Annotated in this window: 18 protein-coding genes; 10 read left to right on the top strand and 8 right to left on the bottom strand. The window is 66.6% G+C overall.

The features are described 5' to 3' along the window. Positions 1-5 precede the first annotated feature (5 nt). Together AC3A6G_RS12870 and AC3A6G_RS12865 are read left to right on the top strand one after the other, a co-directional pair. Positions 6-1,700, top strand: a complete 1,695-nt coding sequence (locus tag AC3A6G_RS12870; RefSeq protein ID WP_487873790.1) for a methyl-accepting chemotaxis protein — start codon at positions 6-8, stop codon at positions 1,698-1,700. Positions 1,701-1,807: 107 nt separating this feature from the next. Next, positions 1,808-2,683, top strand: a complete 876-nt coding sequence (locus tag AC3A6G_RS12865) for an alpha/beta hydrolase (protein WP_487873789.1) — start codon at positions 1,808-1,810, stop codon at positions 2,681-2,683. A gap of 36 nt (positions 2,684-2,719) precedes the next feature. Here AC3A6G_RS12865 and AC3A6G_RS12860 read toward each other — a convergent pair whose 3' ends face one another. Genes AC3A6G_RS12860 through AC3A6G_RS12840 form a run of 5 tightly spaced genes read right to left on the bottom strand, consistent with a single transcriptional unit; the run spans position 2,720 to position 8,831 of the window. Continuing rightward, entirely contained in the window at positions 2,720-4,048 is a 1,329-nt protein-coding gene (locus AC3A6G_RS12860; RefSeq protein WP_487873788.1) for a four-carbon acid sugar kinase family protein, read from the bottom strand. Further along, positions 4,045-5,313: a ribulose-bisphosphate carboxylase large subunit family protein gene (locus tag AC3A6G_RS12855; protein ID WP_487873787.1), complete on the bottom strand. Its 1,269-nt coding sequence runs from the start codon at positions 5,311-5,313 to the stop codon at positions 4,045-4,047. Before AC3A6G_RS12855 ends, AC3A6G_RS12860 begins: the two co-directional genes overlap by 4 nt. 2 nt (positions 5,314-5,315) lie before the next feature. After that, positions 5,316-5,855, bottom strand: coding sequence for a VOC family protein (locus tag AC3A6G_RS12850; RefSeq protein WP_487860531.1), 540 nt, complete (start codon positions 5,853-5,855; stop codon positions 5,316-5,318). Between the two features lie 42 nt (positions 5,856-5,897). Beyond that, complete coding sequence (locus tag AC3A6G_RS12845) at positions 5,898-7,805, bottom strand: TRAP transporter large permease (protein WP_487873786.1); 1,908 nt, start codon at positions 7,803-7,805, stop codon at positions 5,898-5,900. 6 nt (positions 7,806-7,811) lie between these two features. Continuing rightward, positions 7,812-8,831 carry a TRAP transporter substrate-binding protein gene (locus tag AC3A6G_RS12840; RefSeq protein WP_487873785.1) on the bottom strand — a complete coding sequence of 340 codons (1,020 nt, stop codon included), beginning with the start codon at positions 8,829-8,831 and terminating at the stop codon, positions 7,812-7,814. A gap of 123 nt (positions 8,832-8,954) precedes the next feature. Here AC3A6G_RS12840 and AC3A6G_RS12835 point away from each other — a divergent pair, with 123 nt between their 5' ends. Further along, positions 8,955-10,010, top strand: a complete 1,056-nt coding sequence (locus AC3A6G_RS12835; protein WP_487860534.1) for a LacI family DNA-binding transcriptional regulator — start codon at positions 8,955-8,957, stop codon at positions 10,008-10,010. Positions 10,011-10,019: 9 nt separating this feature from the next. Here the strand turns inward: AC3A6G_RS12835 and AC3A6G_RS12830 are convergent, their stop codons facing one another. Then, complete coding sequence (locus AC3A6G_RS12830; protein WP_487873784.1) at positions 10,020-11,048, bottom strand: DUF2200 family protein; 1,029 nt, start codon at positions 11,046-11,048, stop codon at positions 10,020-10,022. 167 nt (positions 11,049-11,215) lie between these two features. Between AC3A6G_RS12830 and AC3A6G_RS12825 the strand changes: the two genes are divergently transcribed. Then, the gene (locus AC3A6G_RS12825; protein ID WP_487873783.1) at positions 11,216-11,839 is read left to right on the top strand and encodes a tyrosine-type recombinase/integrase; all 624 of its coding nucleotides are present in this window, start codon (positions 11,216-11,218) and stop codon (positions 11,837-11,839) included. Positions 11,840-11,971: 132 nt separating this feature from the next. Here the strand turns inward: AC3A6G_RS12825 and AC3A6G_RS12820 are convergent, their stop codons facing one another. Then, positions 11,972-12,715 (bottom strand): SDR family NAD(P)-dependent oxidoreductase, encoded by a 744-nt coding sequence (locus tag AC3A6G_RS12820; RefSeq protein WP_487873782.1) that lies wholly within the window; start codon positions 12,713-12,715, stop codon positions 11,972-11,974. Between the two features lie 182 nt (positions 12,716-12,897). Between AC3A6G_RS12820 and AC3A6G_RS12815 the strand changes: the two genes are divergently transcribed. Both AC3A6G_RS12815 and AC3A6G_RS12810 read left to right on the top strand, forming a co-directional pair. Continuing rightward, positions 12,898-13,521: a TetR/AcrR family transcriptional regulator gene (locus AC3A6G_RS12815; protein WP_487873781.1), complete on the top strand. Its 624-nt coding sequence runs from the start codon at positions 12,898-12,900 to the stop codon at positions 13,519-13,521. Positions 13,522-13,539: 18 nt separating this feature from the next. Further along, positions 13,540-13,935, top strand: coding sequence for a VOC family protein (locus tag AC3A6G_RS12810; protein ID WP_487873780.1), 396 nt, complete (start codon positions 13,540-13,542; stop codon positions 13,933-13,935). Positions 13,936-14,125: 190 nt separating this feature from the next. On the opposite strand, the gene AC3A6G_RS12805 is transcribed toward AC3A6G_RS12810, so the two are convergent. Further along, positions 14,126-15,007, bottom strand: a complete 882-nt coding sequence (locus tag AC3A6G_RS12805; RefSeq protein ID WP_487873779.1) for an AraC family transcriptional regulator — start codon at positions 15,005-15,007, stop codon at positions 14,126-14,128. A gap of 134 nt (positions 15,008-15,141) precedes the next feature. On the opposite strand from AC3A6G_RS12805, the gene AC3A6G_RS12800 reads away from it, so the two are divergent. The 4 genes from AC3A6G_RS12800 to AC3A6G_RS12785 all read left to right on the top strand — a co-directional run bounded on the left by AC3A6G_RS12800 (position 15,142) and on the right by AC3A6G_RS12785 (position 17,187). Then, complete coding sequence (locus AC3A6G_RS12800; RefSeq protein WP_487873778.1) at positions 15,142-15,885, top strand: SDR family NAD(P)-dependent oxidoreductase; 744 nt, start codon at positions 15,142-15,144, stop codon at positions 15,883-15,885. A 10-nt stretch (positions 15,886-15,895) separates the two neighbouring features. Next, positions 15,896-16,297 (top strand): VOC family protein, encoded by a 402-nt coding sequence (locus tag AC3A6G_RS12795; RefSeq protein WP_487873777.1) that lies wholly within the window; start codon positions 15,896-15,898, stop codon positions 16,295-16,297. A 3-nt stretch (positions 16,298-16,300) separates the two neighbouring features. Next, positions 16,301-16,660: a nuclear transport factor 2 family protein gene (locus AC3A6G_RS12790; RefSeq protein ID WP_487873776.1), complete on the top strand. Its 360-nt coding sequence runs from the start codon at positions 16,301-16,303 to the stop codon at positions 16,658-16,660. Between the two features lie 89 nt (positions 16,661-16,749). Beyond that, positions 16,750-17,187, top strand: coding sequence for a hypothetical protein (locus tag AC3A6G_RS12785; protein ID WP_487873775.1), 438 nt, complete (start codon positions 16,750-16,752; stop codon positions 17,185-17,187). Positions 17,188-17,219 lie beyond the last annotated feature (32 nt).

Genomic DNA, 17,219 nt, shown 5'->3' with positions numbered 1-17,219 from the left:
GAACCATGCCTGCGACCACCGACCCCATCCCCCACGCCCACCGCCACGCCCCCGATCCCGCTTCCCCGCGCTCCAACGTTCTCGCCCGTCGCCTGCTGCTCACCTTCGGTACCGTCGTGCTGCTGACGCTCGCAGGGGCCGGCATCGGCATGGCATCGCTCGCCAAGATCGACGAGGCCACGCGCGAGACCATTCTCCAGAGCGGCGTCTCCGAGCGCATGGCCGAGGACGCCTATCGCCTGCAGTCCATCAATGCCGAGCGCTACAAGGCCATGGCGCTGAGCTCCGAGCCGGAGGTCGGCGAGATCCTGGCCGCCGACATCCAGGCGACCGACGCCCGGTTCCATGCGCGGTTGCAAGCGCTTGCCGGCCGGCTGCGCTCGGACGCCGACCGCGAGCGGCTGGCGACGGCCGAAGCCGCGGCCCGCGACTTCAATGCCGCCGTCAAGGAGCTGGTGGCGGCGCGCGATTCGGGCCTCACCGAGCGCATCCGCACGGTGTATGCGCAGCGCTTCCAGCCGAGCGCCGCCGCGCTGCTCGCGGCCGTGTCGGGGCTCGCCGGCTCGCAGCGCGAAGCCATCGACGCGGCCGGCCGGCGCATCGAGGAATTGAGCGCGTCGGCCCGCCTGGCGCTGGCGCTGTTCGGCGCCGCCGCGCTGCTGCTCGGGAGCGGATTGGCGCTGTGGCTGGTGCGCAGCATCTGCCGTCCGATCCGGCTGGCGGGCGACACGGCGCAGCGCGTTGCGCGGCTCGACCTGCGCGACGACATCCAGGGCCATGCGCGCGACGAGGCGGGGCAGATGCTGCTGGCCCTCGGCGCGATGCAGGGCGCCCTGCGCCAACTGGTGGCGCGCGTGCGCGAGTCGGTGCAGGGCGTGCGCAGCGCCGCCGGCGAGATCGCCCACGGCAACGCCGACCTTTCGGCACGCACCGAGAACACCGCCGCCAGCCTGCAGCAGACGGCCGTGGCGCTGGCGCAATTGATGCATGGCGTGCAGCAGTCCAGCGAGGAGGCGGCGCGCGCCGAGAAGATGGCGGGCACGGCCGCCGAGGTGGCCGTGCAGGGCGGCGAGGCCATGTCGCAGGTGGTCGGCACCATGCAGGACATCCAGCGCGCCTCGCACAAGGTGGCCGACATCGTGGGCGTGATCGACAGCATTGCGTTCCAGACCAACATCCTCGCGCTGAACGCAGCCGTCGAAGCCGCGCGGGCCGGCGAGTCGGGCCGGGGCTTCGCGGTGGTGGCCGCCGAAGTGCGCCAGCTGGCGACCCGCTCGGCCGCCGCCGCGCGCGAGATCAAGAGCCTGATCGGCGACACGGTGCAGCGCGTCGAAGCCGGCACCGCGCTGGTCGACGGCGCCGGCCGCACCATGGCCCGCATCATGGACTCGGTCCATCTGGCGGCCGGCACCCTCGGCACGATCACCGCCGCGGCCGAGGCGCAGAGCCGGGAGATCGCGCAGATCAACAGCGCGGTCGCGCGCCTGGACCAGATGACGCAGCAGAACGCCGCGCTGGTGGAAGAGTCCACCGCGGCGTCGGAAGGGCTGCACGACCAGGCGAGAAGCCTCGACGCGCTGATCAGCCGCTTCGTGCTGCCCGAGGAAGGCCATGCCGCGGCCGCCGCTCCGGTGCGGCCCGGCCCCGCGGCGGTGCGCCTGCCGGTGCCCGCGTTGCGGCTCCAGGCGACCACCGGCTGATACCGGCGCGCCGCAGGCCGCGCGCACCGCCCGGCGTTGACGCCCTCTTTGTTAGCAGCGACGATCCAGCCCGGTGCGCCTGGCACCGGAGGAAAAGAGGGCTCGTCATGCGATTGGACAAACTTCGCCGTGTGCTCATGGCGCTCGGAAGCTGCGTGGTGCTTGCGGGCGTGTCTGCCTGCGGCGGCGGTGGAGGAGGTGGGGGCGGCGGTGGCGTGCCGATGCTGCCGCCGACCAGCGGCGCGCCGGTACAGCCGCCCGCGCCCGCGCCCTCGGGTGATGGCCGTGTCGTGAGCGAGAGCATCACCTCGAGCACCAACGGCGTGACCTACCCGATCACGATCTTCATTCCGGCGGCCTACGAAGCTGGCAGCGATGCGTTCCCCACCATCTATGCGCTCGATGGCGACGCCACCAACGGGCAGCCCGACACGCGTTTCATGAACCTGCGCAACATCCTGCTGAAGCGCGGGACGAAGGCGCTCCTGATCGGCATCGGCAACACCGCGCGCAGGCAGGAGGACTACAACTTTCCCGGTGCCGACGCCTACCACGCCTTCCTCGCGAAGGAGCTGATTCCCTTCATCGAATCGAAGTACCGGGCCGATCCGAAGATGCGCATGCTCACGGGCCTGTCGACGAGCGGCAACCTCGCGGCCTCGGCATTGTTCCTGGAAGCGCCCGACAGCCTGGTCTTCTCGCATTTCATCTCGATCGAGGCCGCCTTCTGGCAGCAGCAGTCGCATCTCTACCAGCTGGAGCAGAAGATGTTCGACGCCTTGGCCGGAAGGCCGCTTCCCGTCACATTGATCCTGGCGCACTGCGACAGAAACTGCAACGGGCCGCATGTGAAGGCCATGTACCAGCGCATTTCAGACCGCCACTATCCAGGGCTGCAGCTCATCGAGACCGAGTTCGGCGCGAGCCATGTGGGCGCGGACGTTCTCGCGTTCGAAGACGCGATGGTGCGGATCTTCAAGTAGGCCGAAGAAGCCGCGTCACGCGCCGTGCCGCGCGCGTCAGGTGCCATGCACCAGCCGCTCGAACACGTCCTGCGCGCCCATCTGTCCGCCTTTCAACATGATCTCCATCCCGTCGAGCGCCGCATCGTCGCTGTGCATGCGGCACAGCGAGGCACCGGCGCCCAGGTCGGCGATGTAGGAAAGCCCCCAGGCATCGAGCGCCTGCACACCGTGGCTCGAGGTGTCGCCGCCTGCGATGCCGACACGCCGCAGCGGCGTGGTGGCGAGCACGCGGGCCAGCAGCTCGCCGCCCGCGCGCGCGAGCGCCTGGGCGTTGACTTCCGCCGCCGGCGTGTCCGCAGCGGGCGCGCGGGTGCAGGCCAGCACATGCCGGCCGTGCGCGAGGCACTGCGTGATCTCCTCTGCATGGCGCGCGAGCGTGGCGGCATCGCGCTGCGCGAGGGCGGGCGTATCGAGCCAGACGATGTCGAAGGAGCGCGCCGCGGCGACCTGCCGCGCGGTCACCGGCGACAGGCTTCCCGCCAGCACCAGCACGGGCCCGTGCGCCGGCGCCACCGTGGGCCGCTCTAACACGCGCGCGCCGGCGTCATCACGCGGCGCCATCGCGCTTCCGAGCGCATCCACCACGCTGCTCGGTCCCACGGCCAGCAGGGTAGCGCTGCGCGCACGTGCCCAGAGCACCTGGCCGATGGCAGCGAGCTGCTCCGCGTCGGCCACGTCGAACAGTACCGCGTCCGCGGGCGGCGCATCGAGCGCCTGCTGCAATGCGCTGTCGAGCGCCTCGGCGCCCTGCGACGCCGCGGTGAACGGCATTGAACACACATCGGCCAGTCCCTGCTTCGCAAGGTGCAGCCGCAGGTCCGATTCGTCCATCGGCGTCACCGGATGCCGGCGCATCGTCGGATGCCGGTCGATGCGAAAGACCTCGCCGCCGCTGCCCGCGGCCGCGAACAGGTGGCCGAACAGGCAGTAGCGGCCCAGGTTCGGCTGTCCGCCCACCACCGCGGTCCACGGCGTCTCGACCGCCGCGTGCAGCACGCGCACCGCGGCGCCGATCGAGCCGATGTGCGGTGCGCTGTCGAAGGTGGAGCAGGTCTTGTAGTGCAGCACGCGCGCGCCTTTCAGCAAGCGGAACAGTGCGGCCACGGGCCGGAGCTCGGCCTGCATCTCCTCGGGCGACATCGCGCGCGCCGCGCCGGCGATGCCGAGCACGTCGAGCGGGCCCGCCGCGTCGAGCCGCGCCGCATCGGGCGTCTTCAGGAAGAGCAGCGCGCGCAGGCCCGCGCGCGCGGCGGTGCCGAGCGTGTCGGTGGCACCGGTGAAATCGTCGCCGTAGTAGACGACGGCCGGAGACGGCCGCGTCATGGCTTGGCGAAGAAGGCGAGCGCGCGCGCGAGTTCGGGCGCGTGCTTCGCGGCGTCTTGCAACGCCGTGCCCGCGCGCGCGGCCGCCCAGGCCTGGCGGATGCTCGTCACACCCGCTGCCGCGCCATCGGGATGCGCGAGGATGCCGCCGCCCGCCATGAAGAGCAGGTCGTCGCTGCCGATCGCGGCCCAGGTCGCGGGCACCGTTCCGGCCCATTGCCCCGACGAGAACGCCGGCATCACGCGGTCGTCGATGCCTTCGGCCAGCGGCGTGAAACAGTCGCGCGCCGATTCGACGACTTCGCTGTCGGGCTGCGAGAACTTGCCCTGCAGCCCGTGCACATGCATGTGGTCGACGCCGGCCAGCCGCCAGAGCGTCTGGTAGGCCTGGAACGAGATGCCCAGCAGCGGATGGCGCGACAGCGCGCCGTAGCCATTGCGGTGGCCGTGCAGCGCCAGGCCGGTGTGGCGGCGCAGGGTCTGGATGCCCGAATGGCCGCACCAGTTGAGGCTGGCCATCACGCACGACCCGCCTTCGCGCTCGACGAGGTCGGCATGCCGCTTCATCGCATCGGTCTCGTCGGTGATGTTGAACGCCACCATCACATGCTTGCCGGTGCGCTCATGGTGCGCGCGCACCACGGCCATCACCGCGGGCACGCGCTCGGCGAGCGGCGCATGCGCGGGGTCGGCGCAGACCTCGTCGTCCTTGATGAAGTCGACGCCGGCAGCGCAGAGCCTGGCGACCAGCGCTGCGGTCTCGTCGGCGGAGAGCCCCACGTTCGGCTTGAGGATCGTGCCGACCAGCGCACCGCTCGCCACGCCCGTGGCGCGCCGCGTGCCCGCGATGCCGGCGCGCGGCAGCTCGAAGCGCGCGCGGTAGGCGGCGGGGAGCTGCAGCGACTCGAGCCGTAGGCCGGTCACTTCGCCCAGGTCGTACAGGTTGCCCGACACCGTGGCTGAGAGCGTCGGCAGGTTGGCGCCGATGTTCGCCACCGGAAACGAAATGTCGACGTGCGCGCGCCGCCACGGCCCGCGCATGCCCTTGCGTTCGAGCAGCGCATTCGGCAGGCTAGGCGCCTCGGCGGGCGCCAGCTCGGTGATGGCTTCGACCGTGGCGCGCGCGCGTTCGCGCAGCGCATCGGTCTCGCCCTCGACCCGCGTGAAGGTGCCGCACGACTGCTCGCCGGCCATCACCTCGGCCACGGCGGCCGGCGCGAGCGGCGTCTCGATCAGGTAGCGCGCGCGGACGCGATCGGGCGCCATCGTCACAGCGTGCTCAGGTCGGGAAAGGGCCGCACCGGCGTGCTGCCGTCCCAGCCCTCGGAGGCGCTGCGGATCAGGTCGAACATCTTGCCCTTGGGCCCCGCCACTTCGGAGAGCTCGATCACCGTGCCCGGGTGGTACTCGGTGTCGAAGTAGATGAAGCGTCCGCGCTCGCCCACTTCGCCGCTCATCACGGGCTTGAAGCCCTGCGCGGTCAGGCGCGCCAGGTCGGCGTCGTAGTCGGCCGTCCAGTAGGCCACGTGCTGCAGCCCCGTGCGGCCGGCCTGCAGGAAGTCGCGGTACATCGAGGGCACGTCGTTGCGCGTCTGGATCAGCTCGACCTGCACATAGCCCGAGTTGGCCAGCGCCACCGAGTTGTGGGGCTCGTGCGCCTCGCCGTTGTAGCGGTAGTTCTTGATGGGCACGCGCGGGTTGTAGAACCACGGGCCAACGCCCAGCGTGGTGCTCCAGTAGTCCATGGCGGCCTCGATGTCGTGCACGACATAGCCCAGCTGGCGAATCTCGCCGAGGAATCGACTCATTGCGGTTGGCTCCGGTGATGTGAGTGTGTTGTTGTGTGGAAGTCAGAACTTGAGGAAGCCGGTCGAGAACCACGGGAACGCGGCCACGATCACCAGGCCGACCAGCAGCGCGGCCATGTAGCCCCAGATGTGCCGGATGCCTTCGTCGGGGTTGACCTTGCTGACCGCGCAGGCGCCGTAGTAGCCCACGCCGAAGGGCGGCGCGAACAGGCCGATGCCCATGGCGAAGATCACGACCATCGCGTAGTGCACCTCGTGCACGCCCGCGGCCTTGGCGATCGGGAACAGGAGCGGGCCGAACAGCACGATCGCCGGAATGCCCTCGAGCACGCTGCCCAGCACGATGAACGCGACGATCGACACGGCCAGGAAGCCGTAGGTGCCGCCGGGCAGGGCGCCCATGATGCGGGCCAGGTCCTGCGAGAAGCCCGACTGCGTCAGGCCCCAGGCCATGGCCGTGGCGCAGCCGACGATGAAGATGATCGCGCCCGAGAGCGAGGCGGTGTCCACGAGCATCGGCTTGATCCGCTGCCAGTCGAACTGGCGGTACACGAAGAGCCCGACCAGTGCCGAGTAGACGATGCCGATGGTCGACACCTCGGTGGCCGTGGCCACGCCCTCGACCACGGCGGCGCGGATCACGAAGGGCAGCAGCACCGCGGGCAGCGCGACCAGCAGCAGCCGGCCGATCTCGCGCTTGCTGTGGCGTGCGACGCCGCTCAGGTCTTCATGGCGGTAGCGCCACCACACCACCACGCACAGCGCGGCGCCCAGCACCACGGCCGGCAGCAGGCCGCCCGTGAACAGCGCGGCAATCGAGATGCCGGTGACCGAGCCGATGGTGATGAGCACGATCGACGGCGGAATGGTCTCGGTCTGTGCGCCTGTGGCCGACAGCAGCGCGACCAGGTCGCCGGGCTTGGCGCCGCGCTTGACCATCTCGGGGAACAGCACCGGCGCAATCGCGGCCATGTCCGCGATCTTGGAGCCCGAGATGCCCGACACCAGGTACATCGCGCCGATCAGCACATACGACAGGCCGCCGCGCACATGGCCCAGCAGACTGGCGAGAAACTGGATCATCGCGCGCGCCATGCCTGTCATCTCGATCAGCGCACCCAGAAAGATGAAGAGCGGCACCGCCAGCAGGATCAGGTGCGACATGCCCTCGTCGAGCCGGCCCACCATCACCAGCAGCGGCGTGCGCGTGGTGAGCGCCAGGTAGCCGAAGGTGGCGAGCGCGAACGAGAACGCGATCGGCACGCCTGACAGCACCGTGGCCGCCACCACCACCACGAAGAAGATCACCAGGTTGAACTTGCCGAGCGACGCGAACAGCGGCGCAGCGAGCCAGAAGGCGCCCACCAGCGCGGCCATGCCGAGCACCGCGACCGCGATCTGCCGGCCCGTGCACATCCGCAGCAGGCGCAGCAGCGCCATCACCAGCATGATGCCGATGCCGCTCGGGATTGCGGCGGCGCGCCAGGCGTTGCTGATCTCCAGCGCGGGCGTGACGATGAACGACTCTTCATAGGCGTAGTCGACCGACGGCCAGACGATCAGCACCAGGAACGCGATGGAGGCCGCAATGGCGAAGGCATCGAGCAGGGCGCGCGTCGAAGGCCGCACCGTCTGCAGCAGCGCGGTCATGCGCATGTGCTCGCCGCGCCGCAGTGCCACCACCGCGCCGAGCATCGACAGCCACAGGAACAGGATGGACGCGAGCTCGTCCGACCACACCAGCGGCGCATGGAACACGTAGCGCGACACCACGCCCGCGAACAGCACGCCGATCTCGGTCAGCACCAGCAGCGCGGCCACGGCCTCGACCGCGCCGCCGAGCACGCGGTCGGCGCGCGCGGCCATGCGGCTCAGCGCGTTGGCCGGCAACCCGGCACCTGCGCCGCCACCGGGAAGGGGCACCGCGTCGAAAGTGGATTCATGCACCATGGCGGATCAGGCCAGCTTGCCGACGGTGCCTTCGAGCAGCGCCCACGCCTCGGCGCCGAAGCGGCCCTTCCACTCGCCGTAGAAGCCCGACTCGCGCAGCTTGGCGCGAAAGCTGTCGGCCGCGGGCCGGTTGATGGCGAGGCCCTTGGCCTGCAGGTCGCCGACCACCGATTCGTTGAGCTTCTTGATGTCGTCGCGCTGCTGCATGCCGGCGTCGTTGATGGCGCGCGCCACGATGGTCTTCAGGTCGTCGGGCAAGGCCTGCCAGGCGCGGCCGTTGGCAATGAACCAGTAGCCATCCCAGATGTGGTTGGTGAGCGAGCAGAACTTCTGCACCTCGAACAGCTTGGCCACCTGAATGATCGGCAGCGGGTTCTCCTGCGCATCGACGATCTTGGTCTGCAGCGCCGAATACACCTCGCTGAACTGCAGGCTCGCGGGCGCGGCGCCCAGGCCCTTGAACATCGAGATCGACAGCGGGCTCACCGGCACGCGGATCTTCAGCCCGTCCATGTCCTGCGCATTCGCGACCGCGGCCTTGCTGCTCGTGGTCTGGCGAAAGCCGTTGTCCCACATCTTCTCGAAGGCGTAGAGGCGCGACTTGGCGATGGCACCGCGCACGTGCGCGCCGAGCTTGCCGTCCATCGCGGCCCACACCTGGCTGTAGTCGTTGAAGGCGAAGCCCACCGCATTGATGGCCGCCACCGGCACCAGCGTCGCGATCACCAGCGCCGACGGCGTGAAGAACTCGATGCCGCCCGAGCGCACCTGCGCCAGCATGTCGGTGTCGCCGCCCAGCTGGTTGTTGGGGAAGATCTTGATCTCGACCCGGCCCTTGGTTTCCTTGGCAATGCGTTCGGCCGCTTCCTGCGCGCGGACGTTCAGCGGATGGCTCAGTGGCAGGTTGTTGCCGTACTTGTATGAGAACTCGGCTGCGCGGGCGATGCGCGGCACGGCCGAGACGATGCCGGCGGCCGGCAGGGCGGAAAGCGTGCGCAAGGCACTGCGACGGGTCAGCGAGGTCATGTTTTGTCTCCAGGATCTTCGGAAAACGGTTGATGCAATCTGATGTACAGGATTGCTCGGGCCACGGCGAAGATAAAACCATGCATCATTCGGGTCAAACTCAAGTCTGATGGTTTTTGATGTATGCGGGATAACCCTTCAGCTCCTTCCGATGCGCGCCGCGCCCGCGTGGTCGACATCGCCCGTGCGGCCCAGGTGTCGACCGCCACCGTCGACCGCGTGCTCAACCGGCGCCCCGGCGTGCGCGACGCCACCGTGCAGCGCGTGCTCAAGGCAGCGGGCGAGCTCGACTACCTGCCCGGCCCCGCGCTCTATGCCGCACTCACGCCGCCGCCGCTGCGGCTGGTGTTCTTGCTACCGGCCGGTACGAACCGCTTCATCCGGATGCTGGGCGACATGGTGGGCTATTCGCAGGAGCACTGGGCGCCGTTCAACGTGCAGTGCCGCACCGTGTTCATCGAGAGCTTCAACCCACACGAACTGGCCGATGCGCTGCGGCGCCACGGCCAGCGCTGCGACGGCATCGCGATGATGGCGCTCGAGCATCCGGCGGTGCGCGAGGCCGTGGCCGCACTGGCGGCGCGCGGCCTGCCGGTGGTCACGCTGATCTCGGACCTGTCGAATTCGGAGCGGGCCGCATTCGTGGGGCTCGACAACCGCGCGGCCGGCCGCACTGCCGGCTACCTCATCGGCCGCTTCATCGGCGCGCGTGCCGCCAAGGTGGCGCTCATTGCGGGCAGCCTGAGCTACAAGGCGCACGAGGAGCGCGAGGCCGGCTTCCTGCACGTGATCGACGAGATGTTTCCGAAGCTCGAGGTGGTGGGCTTGCGCGAAGGGCAGGACGACGCCGGCAAGAACTACCGCCAGACGCGCGCGCTGCTCGAGCAGCACCCCGACATGGGCGGCATCTACAACATCGGCGGCGCCTCCGACGGCGTGGCGCTCGCGCTGAAGGAAGCGGGGCGCGAGCAGAAGGTGGTCTTCATCGGACACGGGCTCACGCCCGACACGCGCACGCTGCTCATCGACGGCAGCATGGACGCCGTGATCACCCAGAGCCCGCACACCACGCTGATGAACTGCGTGCGCATCTTCGCCAACCTGCGCGACGGGCGCGAGGCGCTCGGCGGCGTGGAGACCACGCGCAGCCAGGTGATCTTCAGGGAGAACCTGCCGTAGCGCGGCGGGCTACGTGCGCAGGATCTTCTCCATCGGCTTGCCCTTGGCCAGTTCGTCGACCAGCTTGTCGAGGTAGCGGATCTTCTGCATCAACGGATCGTCGATCTCCTCGACGCGGACACCGCAGACCACGCCCTTGATCAGCGCAATGTTCGGATGCAGGGCCGGTGCCTCGCGGAAGAAGGTTTCGAAGTCGTTCTGTTGCGCGATCTGCTGCCGGAGCCCTGCCTGGTCGTAGCCGGTGAGCCAACGAATCACCTGGTCGACTTCTTCCTGCGTGCGGTTCTTGCGCTGCGCTTTCTGGACGTACATCGGGTACACCTTCGCGAACGGCGTCGTGAAAATTCGATGGGTTGCCATCGTGGGTTCTCCTGGATTCCGACCGTCGAGACGACATTCTCCGGCATCATCGGCGAACTCGAGAGCTGGGCGACGCCCGCCAGCCTGCTCCAAGTACTCTACAAAGCCGTCGAAGGCATTCAACAAGGGCTGGAACCGGGCCGCATCGCCTTCCAGTTGGCACAAGGCGTAGCAGGTCGCTTCCAGCGTGGACAGTTGGTCGGCCCGATGGGCTTTGCGGATACGGTAGCGCGAAGGCGGCAGGTTGTGCAGGGCCAAGCGGGGCAACTGTTGCAGTGGCGGGCTTTGGTAGAGCATCTTTCGGCTTTTGCGCCAGGTGCCGTCCAGCACGATCAGGCGCAGGCGCGACAGGGCGTGCGGCCACTCGGGCGGTAGCGCGGGTGGGACCGGCAGGTCTGGGGCGGTATCTTGCAGACTGTCCGGGTACAGCAGCAGCGTGTGCTTGCCGTCCACTGGCCAGACGGGCGCGGGAAATGCCTCACCCACCACCACGCGGCAGTGCGCCAAGCTGAGGTGCAGCAGGCGGGCACTGCCTTTGGCCTGTTGTACCTCCAGCGGGTGTTGCAGCACCAGTACCTCCACCGCGTGGGCGGTGGGCGTGACCCAACGGCAAATGCAGGCGCTGAGCGGGCGCAGGCAAGCGGTGCACTGGGGGCGTGGAACCAAAGCGGCGGACACGGCTGAATTCTATTGAGCGTGCCTGGCTTGAGAATGTGGGGCAGGAGATGTCTCTTGGCTTTTGCGCGATGACTGCAGCTTTGGACAGTATCGGGAGACCGCAGCAGCGAGCCCAACTGAGACCCCTGGCGCAAAGTTTCGGTCCCTAAACTGCACAGGAGATCGACATGGACGCTTGCACAATCGCCGCACCGCGCTCCCCCTGGAACAAGGACAAACTCGTCGGGCAGAAGCGGCCATTCAAGCTAAAGGAAATCTGGGCGATCCGGACACGGCTCCAGTTGTCATGCCGGACCCGCGACCTTGCGCTCTTCAACCTCGGTATCGACAGCAAGCTTCGAGCATGCGATCTGGTCAAGCTACGAGTGCGCGACGTGGCCAATGGCGATAGGCCGGCGGCCCGCGCGAACGTGATCCAGCAGAAGACCGGACGACCGGTCCAGTTCGAACTCACCGAGCCAACCCGCATTGCGGTGTCGGGTTGGATTCATTCGGCGCATCTTCGTCCCGAAGACTTCCTTTTTCCTAGCCGGGTTCATGCGTCGCCACACCTCGGGACACGGCAGTACGCGCGCATCGTCGACGGTTGGGTGGAGGAGATCGGCCTTGACTCTTCCGACTACGGCACCCACTCGATGCGCAGGACCAAGGCTTCCTTGGTCTACCGCCGCACCAGGAACCTTCGCGCAGTGCAACTGTTGCTCGGGCACACCAAGCTTGAAAGTACCGTGCGCTACCTTGGGATCGAAGTTGAAGACGCCTTGGAAATAGCCGAACAGACGGAAGCCTGACCTCTCTGGCGCCCCGGAGCGACGAGGCGCTGGAGAGGGCAGAATGCGGCCAGGAGCGGTCGTTCGCCTCAACCTCTCACCTGATTCAGGCTGAAAGGCGAAACGCAATCGGCTTTCGGATATCCGTGCTTGCTACGTCTGCGAGGCTCCGCCATCTGCGAACAGTTCCACCCCATTGATGTAGCTTGACGCGTTGCTTGCAAGAAACGCTACGGCCGAAGCGATCTCATCAGGCTCCCCGATGCGGCCCAGCGGGCTCTTGGCTGTGAGAAAGGCCATTCCTTCGTCAGCCTGATCTCCGAATGCTTCGCGCAGGGATTCAGTGTTGGTCGGCCCAGGGCTCAAGATGTTGATGCGGATGCCCGTTCCCTTGAGTTCCGTCACCCAACTGCGAACCATGTTGCGCACAGCCGCTTTGGTGCCGCCATAGATGCTCATGGTCGGGCCTGGGTCCATGGAGGCGGTAGAACCAATGATCACCACGCTGGAGCCGGGCAGGAACAGCCCCAAAGCTCCCTGGATCGTCAGAACCACGCCCTTGACGTTGGTTGAGAACTGCTGGTCGATTTGAGCCTCGGTAATCCGGCCGAGCGGTGCATGCACGCCTCCGCCAGCGCTTGCCACGAGAACATCAATTCGGCCATAGCGGCGCCGAACATTCGCATATAGCGCCTCATTGCTTGCCGCTTGGCTGACATCGGCAACGATCCCAACGGCGTCGCCGCCCAGTGAGGCTACGGCTTGGTCAAGTACTGCCTGCCGCCGACCCGTTATTACCACGCTGGCGCCATCGTTCGCCAGGCGTTTGGCTATGGCCAGCCCGATCCCGCTTCCACCACCGGTCACGACGGCTATTTTTCCGATCAGATTTTTCATTGCGCACCTTGTTTTGTAGTGACCGCTACAATAAGCTATAGTGATCGCTAAAGCAAGAGGGTGGACGTTCGGCGGCACGCTTCAACCCACTCCTTGCCGGTCCGACGTAAAGCCCTGGTACTTGCAACACTCTTGCCTCGGTCATACGTCTCTCGAGGAACGTCGAAGGAGCCTGTAGAACAATGAAGCAAAGAGATCCAGGAACGCCCAAGGCCACTGCCAAGCGCCCATCGGGCCAACCACCCCGGCACGCCTTTGACCGTAAGGCAGGCGTCGTCGTCGCCAAGGACCTTTTCCACGAACGGGGATACGACGCGATAGGTATCGCTGAGCTCACACGCGCCCTTGATATCAATCCACCGAGTCTCTACGCTGCCTACGGCAGCAAGGCCGGCCTGTTCGAGCAGTGCCTAGCTGTTTACGTGGAGGAAGCCAACCTGCCCGCAGACAAGATCCTGACCCCGACCAGACCACTGCCTGAAGCAATCAAGGATTTTCTGTTGCACGCTGCCGTGCTGTACACCAAGTCAAAGACCAAGCGCGGCTGTATGGCGACCGAAGGCATGCGCGCGAGCGACCCACATGCCCGCGCTTTGGCAAGCGCCTACGGGCAGGCAGCCGCCACCTTCATCGAGCGATACATCAGCCAAAGTGAGCCACAGCGTGCGCGGGAGCTCGCCGACTACGTCGTGACAACCTTGCAGGGCCTTTCAGCAGCGGCTCGCGCCGGGATGACCAGGGCCCGCGTAGTGTCTGTCGCAAAGCTCGCCGGCCGAGCCTTCGAGTCGTTCCTGCATACCGCCTGAGCAGAGCACCGTACAACCATGACACTCTTGGACCACATTGAATTTGCCGTGAGCGATGCAGAGGCATCGCGGCGCTTCTACGAACTTGCGCTTGCGCCGTTGGGCATCACCCGAATCATCACCGTCGAGCCCCAGCGCACCCGCACAGGGGGCACACGTCACGGTTTCGGAAAGGATGACTACCCAACTCTCTGGATCCACGATAGCGAGCCCCCTGGAGCGGGCACGCACATCGCCTTCGCGGCGCGGAGCCGGGCTCTCGTTGATGCCTTCCATGAGGCCGCGCTGGAGGCCGGCGGGTCCGACAACGGGCCTCCAGGAATTCGGACGCGCTACCACGAGCACTACTATGCAGCCTACGTGCTAGACCCCGACGGCATCAACGTGGAGGTCGTCTGTCAGCAGCCTGAGTAAACAGGACCCACGGCAGAGCTGCGTTGTTTAGCCATGGACGACCGCTTTGAGCAAACTGAATGGCGGCATCGGGCGCACGAGCGACATCGAACTCAGAACCGTTGTCGGTTGCATTGCCGCGTATCTTCGACGGCGGCAAGAAAGTCTGCAATACACCGCGCCCCTTATGCTTCGACCTCTTGAGTAGTGGTCATCGCATGCTTGCGGCAATTCGCGCAGCGTCCTTCGAAGGAGGCAACCCGAAGGCACGCGCGTATTCCCGGCTGAACTGGGTCGGGCTTTCGTACCCCACCTCATGTGCAACGGAAGTGACGTTGGCGCCGGCGGAAATCAGCAACGTTCTGGCCTGCAGCAGGCGGGTCTGCTTCTGGTACTGCAGTGGACTGAGTGTCGTTGCCGCCTTGAAGTGACGGTGGAACGCCGAGACGCTCATGGCCGCATCGTCGGCGAGTTCCTCCATGCGCAAAGGGCGCGCAAACTCTTCGCGAATACGTTGGACCACGCGGTTGATTCGCGCCAAGGAAGTTTCCGGCGTCGCGATGTCGCGCAGCATCCAGCCCATGGGCCCCTGCAGCACTCGGTAGAGGATTTCGCGCTCATAGGCCGGGGCCAGCGCCGGGATGTCCGCGGGATGGCCCATCAACCGCAGCATCCGGACCCAGGCATCCAGCAACTCCGGAGTCACTGCTGCCACCGAGAAGGCTGATTCTTGGCCGGCGAAGTCGGCAGTTTCAGGCAAATCGGACAGTAAGCTGGCCAGTACAGCGGGCGCTAGCGTGAGACTCACAGCAAGGTACGGGGCACCCGAGTTGGCGCTGCGCACCACTCCCGCCGCCGGGAGGCCGATGGACATCACGAAGTAGGTGGCCGGGTCGTAGTGCAGCGTCTGCCCGCCCACGGTCATCGACTTGCTACCCTGCAGGATGACATTGACCATGGGGTCATAGACGGCAGCAAGCTCATGCTCCGGAATGGCCCCCTGCACCATCGCCACACGGGGAATGCCCGTTTCAGTCCGCTTGTTCTGTGCATGAGCCGCCAAGTTTCGAAGCTCGTTCAACTGTTCTTCCATGGAGCGATTGGACTGCGGCCGGGCTCCCGGCACAAGGGATGAAGCAGGAATAGGCACGAACGAGGCAGAAACAGGTGGGCGGCGGCGCGAGCAAAAACCTATCGTGGAGGCACTGAAACCCACTGGAGCAATGCATGGAAACCATCGTCATCACCGGAGGCAGCCGAGGCATCGGCGCGAGCGCCGCTATCGAATGCGCTCGTCGTGGACTGGGCGTCATCCTGACCTACAAGCAGAACCCGGACGCGGCAGAGGGCGTCGTTCGTCGAATCGCCGAGGCTGGCGGCCGCGCCGTAGCGCTTCCTCTCGACGTGGCCGCAATCGGGACCTTTGCCGCCTTCCGGCAGACCGTGAAAGAGGTGCTCACCTCGAAGTGGAGAGAAGCCTGCCTCGGCGGCCTGGTGAACAACGCCGGCTACGGCCTCTACAGCCCCATCGAGACCGTCACCGAGGCTCAGTTCGATGGCCTGATGGATGTGCACTTGAAAGGACCGTTCTTCCTGACGCAGGCCCTGCTGCCGTTGCTGAAGGACGGTGCCGCCATCGTCAACATGACCAGCGCAACGACCCGAGCCGTCACTGCAGGCGTCGCGCCGTACGCCGCCTTCAAGGGCGGCCTGGAAGTGCTGACCCGCTACATGGCCAAGGAGTTCGGCGAGCGCCGCATCCGGGTGAACGCCGTCTCGCCGGGGGCCATCCGCACCGAGCTCGGTGGCGGCCTGACCTCCGAGTTCGAGACGCTGCTGGCTTCGCAAACTGCGCTGGCGCGAGTCGGCGAGCCTGAAGAGGTCGCGCGTGTGATTGCCATGCTGCTGACCGAGGACGGCGGGTGGGTCAACGCCCAGAGCATCGAAGTCGCCGGTGGCTACACGATTTGAAGGGACCCACATGCTCGACCACCTTTTTCTCACGGTCACCGACGTTGACCGTTCCATCGCGTTCTACGAGCGGGTGCTGCCTGTTCTCGGAATCACCAACCGGCACGACTACGACGGCAAGGACGGCCCGCCGAGGCATCCAGACCTGAAAGGATTTGGCGCGCAGGGCCGGATGTTCTTTTGGCTTCGGCAGGGAGCGGCGGCGCCCGGCGCGGTGCACATCGGCTTGGTTGCCGATTCCGAAGAGATGGTCGAGCAGGCCCATGCCGCTGCTCTGGCGGCCGGCGGGGCCGAGATTCATCCGCCCGGAGCGCAGCTTCACTACGACCCGCGCTACTACGCGGCGCAGGTCCGGGACCCCGACGGCTACAGCCTCGAGTTCGTCTACAAGAGCTGGCAACACGGACGCTGAGCGATGCCGCAAAAGAAGGACAACCTGCATGCAATAGCCGAGGCGTTGATTGACGCAACCAACGCTTTCGACGTCGAGCGCGCGCTCGCCCTGTTCACGCAGAAGGCGGTCATCGACGACCCCTCCACCGGCCATAGTTTCGAGGGCCACAAGGGAATTCGCGACTACATCGAACGCTACTTCATCGGCTACCACACGGTGACGCGCTTCCTGTCCATCAAGCAAGTTGGCAGGGACCAAGCACGGGTGCGGGTCGATTTCGCCGGTGATTTCGGCCACGAGATTGGCCTGCTTGAGCTGACGGTCATGGAGGGAGGGTTGATTTCCCACATCGACGCCGACCTCGAGAAAGCAGCGCCCTGAGCATCTCGCCCGTATCGAATTCGCTGCGCACGAAACGTCGCGGCGCCCTAACAACCGCGGGTCCATTCACCATCACGGCCAAGCCGCTGATGCCCGCCGCCATCCGTTGTGGTGTCCATTGCCTCGATTTTTCCGCCGAACTCGACACGTATCGACAGGCGCTTGCGCTGGACGGGCAAGCCCGTGACGCTGGCGCTATGCTTCTTCCCGGAAGCGGCGGCAGCGTCGCGATGCTCGGCAGCTTTGCCAGCCATGCCGCTGCACGTGCGATCGTCACGGAGACGTTGCGCCTCGAAGATGGCCGGCTGGTTGTTCGCGGCCCTGAGGAGCTGCGTGACTTCGACTTCGGCAAGGGCCTGAAGTCTTCGTTTCCTGTGACGTTGCCAAGCCTCCTAACCATCCATCGCGCCACCGGGGTTTCCGACGTCGAAACCTTCGTTCATGTCGCTGCGGGTGCTTTTCCAGCGGGAGCCGTCGCAGAGTGCCCGGCGTCAACTACTTTGAGCGGCCAGCGTCAATTATCTTGAGCGGTGCGGTCGAGCAAGATCATTGAGTAGTT

The sequence above is a fragment of the Variovorax sp. Soil_C_26 genome, from assembly GCF_057657075.1.
The sequence above is the reverse complement of the archived record's forward strand: the minus strand, read 5'-3'. Positions and strand labels throughout refer to the sequence as shown.

What these genes read in the sequence shown, in the direction of transcription:
- AC3A6G_RS12870 (WP_487873790.1), top strand. Translation starts at nt 6, where the DNA reads ATGCCTGCGACCACCGACCCCATCCCCCACGCCCACCGCCACGCCCCC.
- AC3A6G_RS12865 (WP_487873789.1), top strand. Translation starts at nt 1,808, where the DNA reads ATGCGATTGGACAAACTTCGCCGTGTGCTCATGGCGCTCGGAAGCTGC.
- AC3A6G_RS12860 (WP_487873788.1), bottom strand. Translation starts at nt 4,048, where the DNA reads ATGACGCGGCCGTCTCCGGCCGTCGTCTACTACGGCGACGATTTCACC.
- AC3A6G_RS12855 (WP_487873787.1), bottom strand. Translation starts at nt 5,313, where the DNA reads ATGGCGCCCGATCGCGTCCGCGCGCGCTACCTGATCGAGACGCCGCTC.
- AC3A6G_RS12850 (WP_487860531.1), bottom strand. Translation starts at nt 5,855, where the DNA reads ATGAGTCGATTCCTCGGCGAGATTCGCCAGCTGGGCTATGTCGTGCAC.
- AC3A6G_RS12845 (WP_487873786.1), bottom strand. Translation starts at nt 7,805, where the DNA reads ATGGTGCATGAATCCACTTTCGACGCGGTGCCCCTTCCCGGTGGCGGC.
- AC3A6G_RS12840 (WP_487873785.1), bottom strand. Translation starts at nt 8,831, where the DNA reads ATGACCTCGCTGACCCGTCGCAGTGCCTTGCGCACGCTTTCCGCCCTG.
- AC3A6G_RS12835 (WP_487860534.1), top strand. Translation starts at nt 8,955, where the DNA reads ATGCGGGATAACCCTTCAGCTCCTTCCGATGCGCGCCGCGCCCGCGTG.
- AC3A6G_RS12825 (WP_487873783.1), top strand. Translation starts at nt 11,216, where the DNA reads ATGGACGCTTGCACAATCGCCGCACCGCGCTCCCCCTGGAACAAGGAC.
- AC3A6G_RS12820 (WP_487873782.1), bottom strand. Translation starts at nt 12,715, where the DNA reads ATGAAAAATCTGATCGGAAAAATAGCCGTCGTGACCGGTGGTGGAAGC.
- AC3A6G_RS12815 (WP_487873781.1), top strand. Translation starts at nt 12,898, where the DNA reads ATGAAGCAAAGAGATCCAGGAACGCCCAAGGCCACTGCCAAGCGCCCA.
- AC3A6G_RS12810 (WP_487873780.1), top strand. Translation starts at nt 13,540, where the DNA reads ATGACACTCTTGGACCACATTGAATTTGCCGTGAGCGATGCAGAGGCA.
- AC3A6G_RS12805 (WP_487873779.1), bottom strand. Translation starts at nt 15,007, where the DNA reads ATGGAAGAACAGTTGAACGAGCTTCGAAACTTGGCGGCTCATGCACAG.
- AC3A6G_RS12800 (WP_487873778.1), top strand. Translation starts at nt 15,142, where the DNA reads ATGGAAACCATCGTCATCACCGGAGGCAGCCGAGGCATCGGCGCGAGC.
- AC3A6G_RS12795 (WP_487873777.1), top strand. Translation starts at nt 15,896, where the DNA reads ATGCTCGACCACCTTTTTCTCACGGTCACCGACGTTGACCGTTCCATC.
- AC3A6G_RS12790 (WP_487873776.1), top strand. Translation starts at nt 16,301, where the DNA reads ATGCCGCAAAAGAAGGACAACCTGCATGCAATAGCCGAGGCGTTGATT.
- AC3A6G_RS12785 (WP_487873775.1), top strand. Translation starts at nt 16,750, where the DNA reads ATGCCCGCCGCCATCCGTTGTGGTGTCCATTGCCTCGATTTTTCCGCC.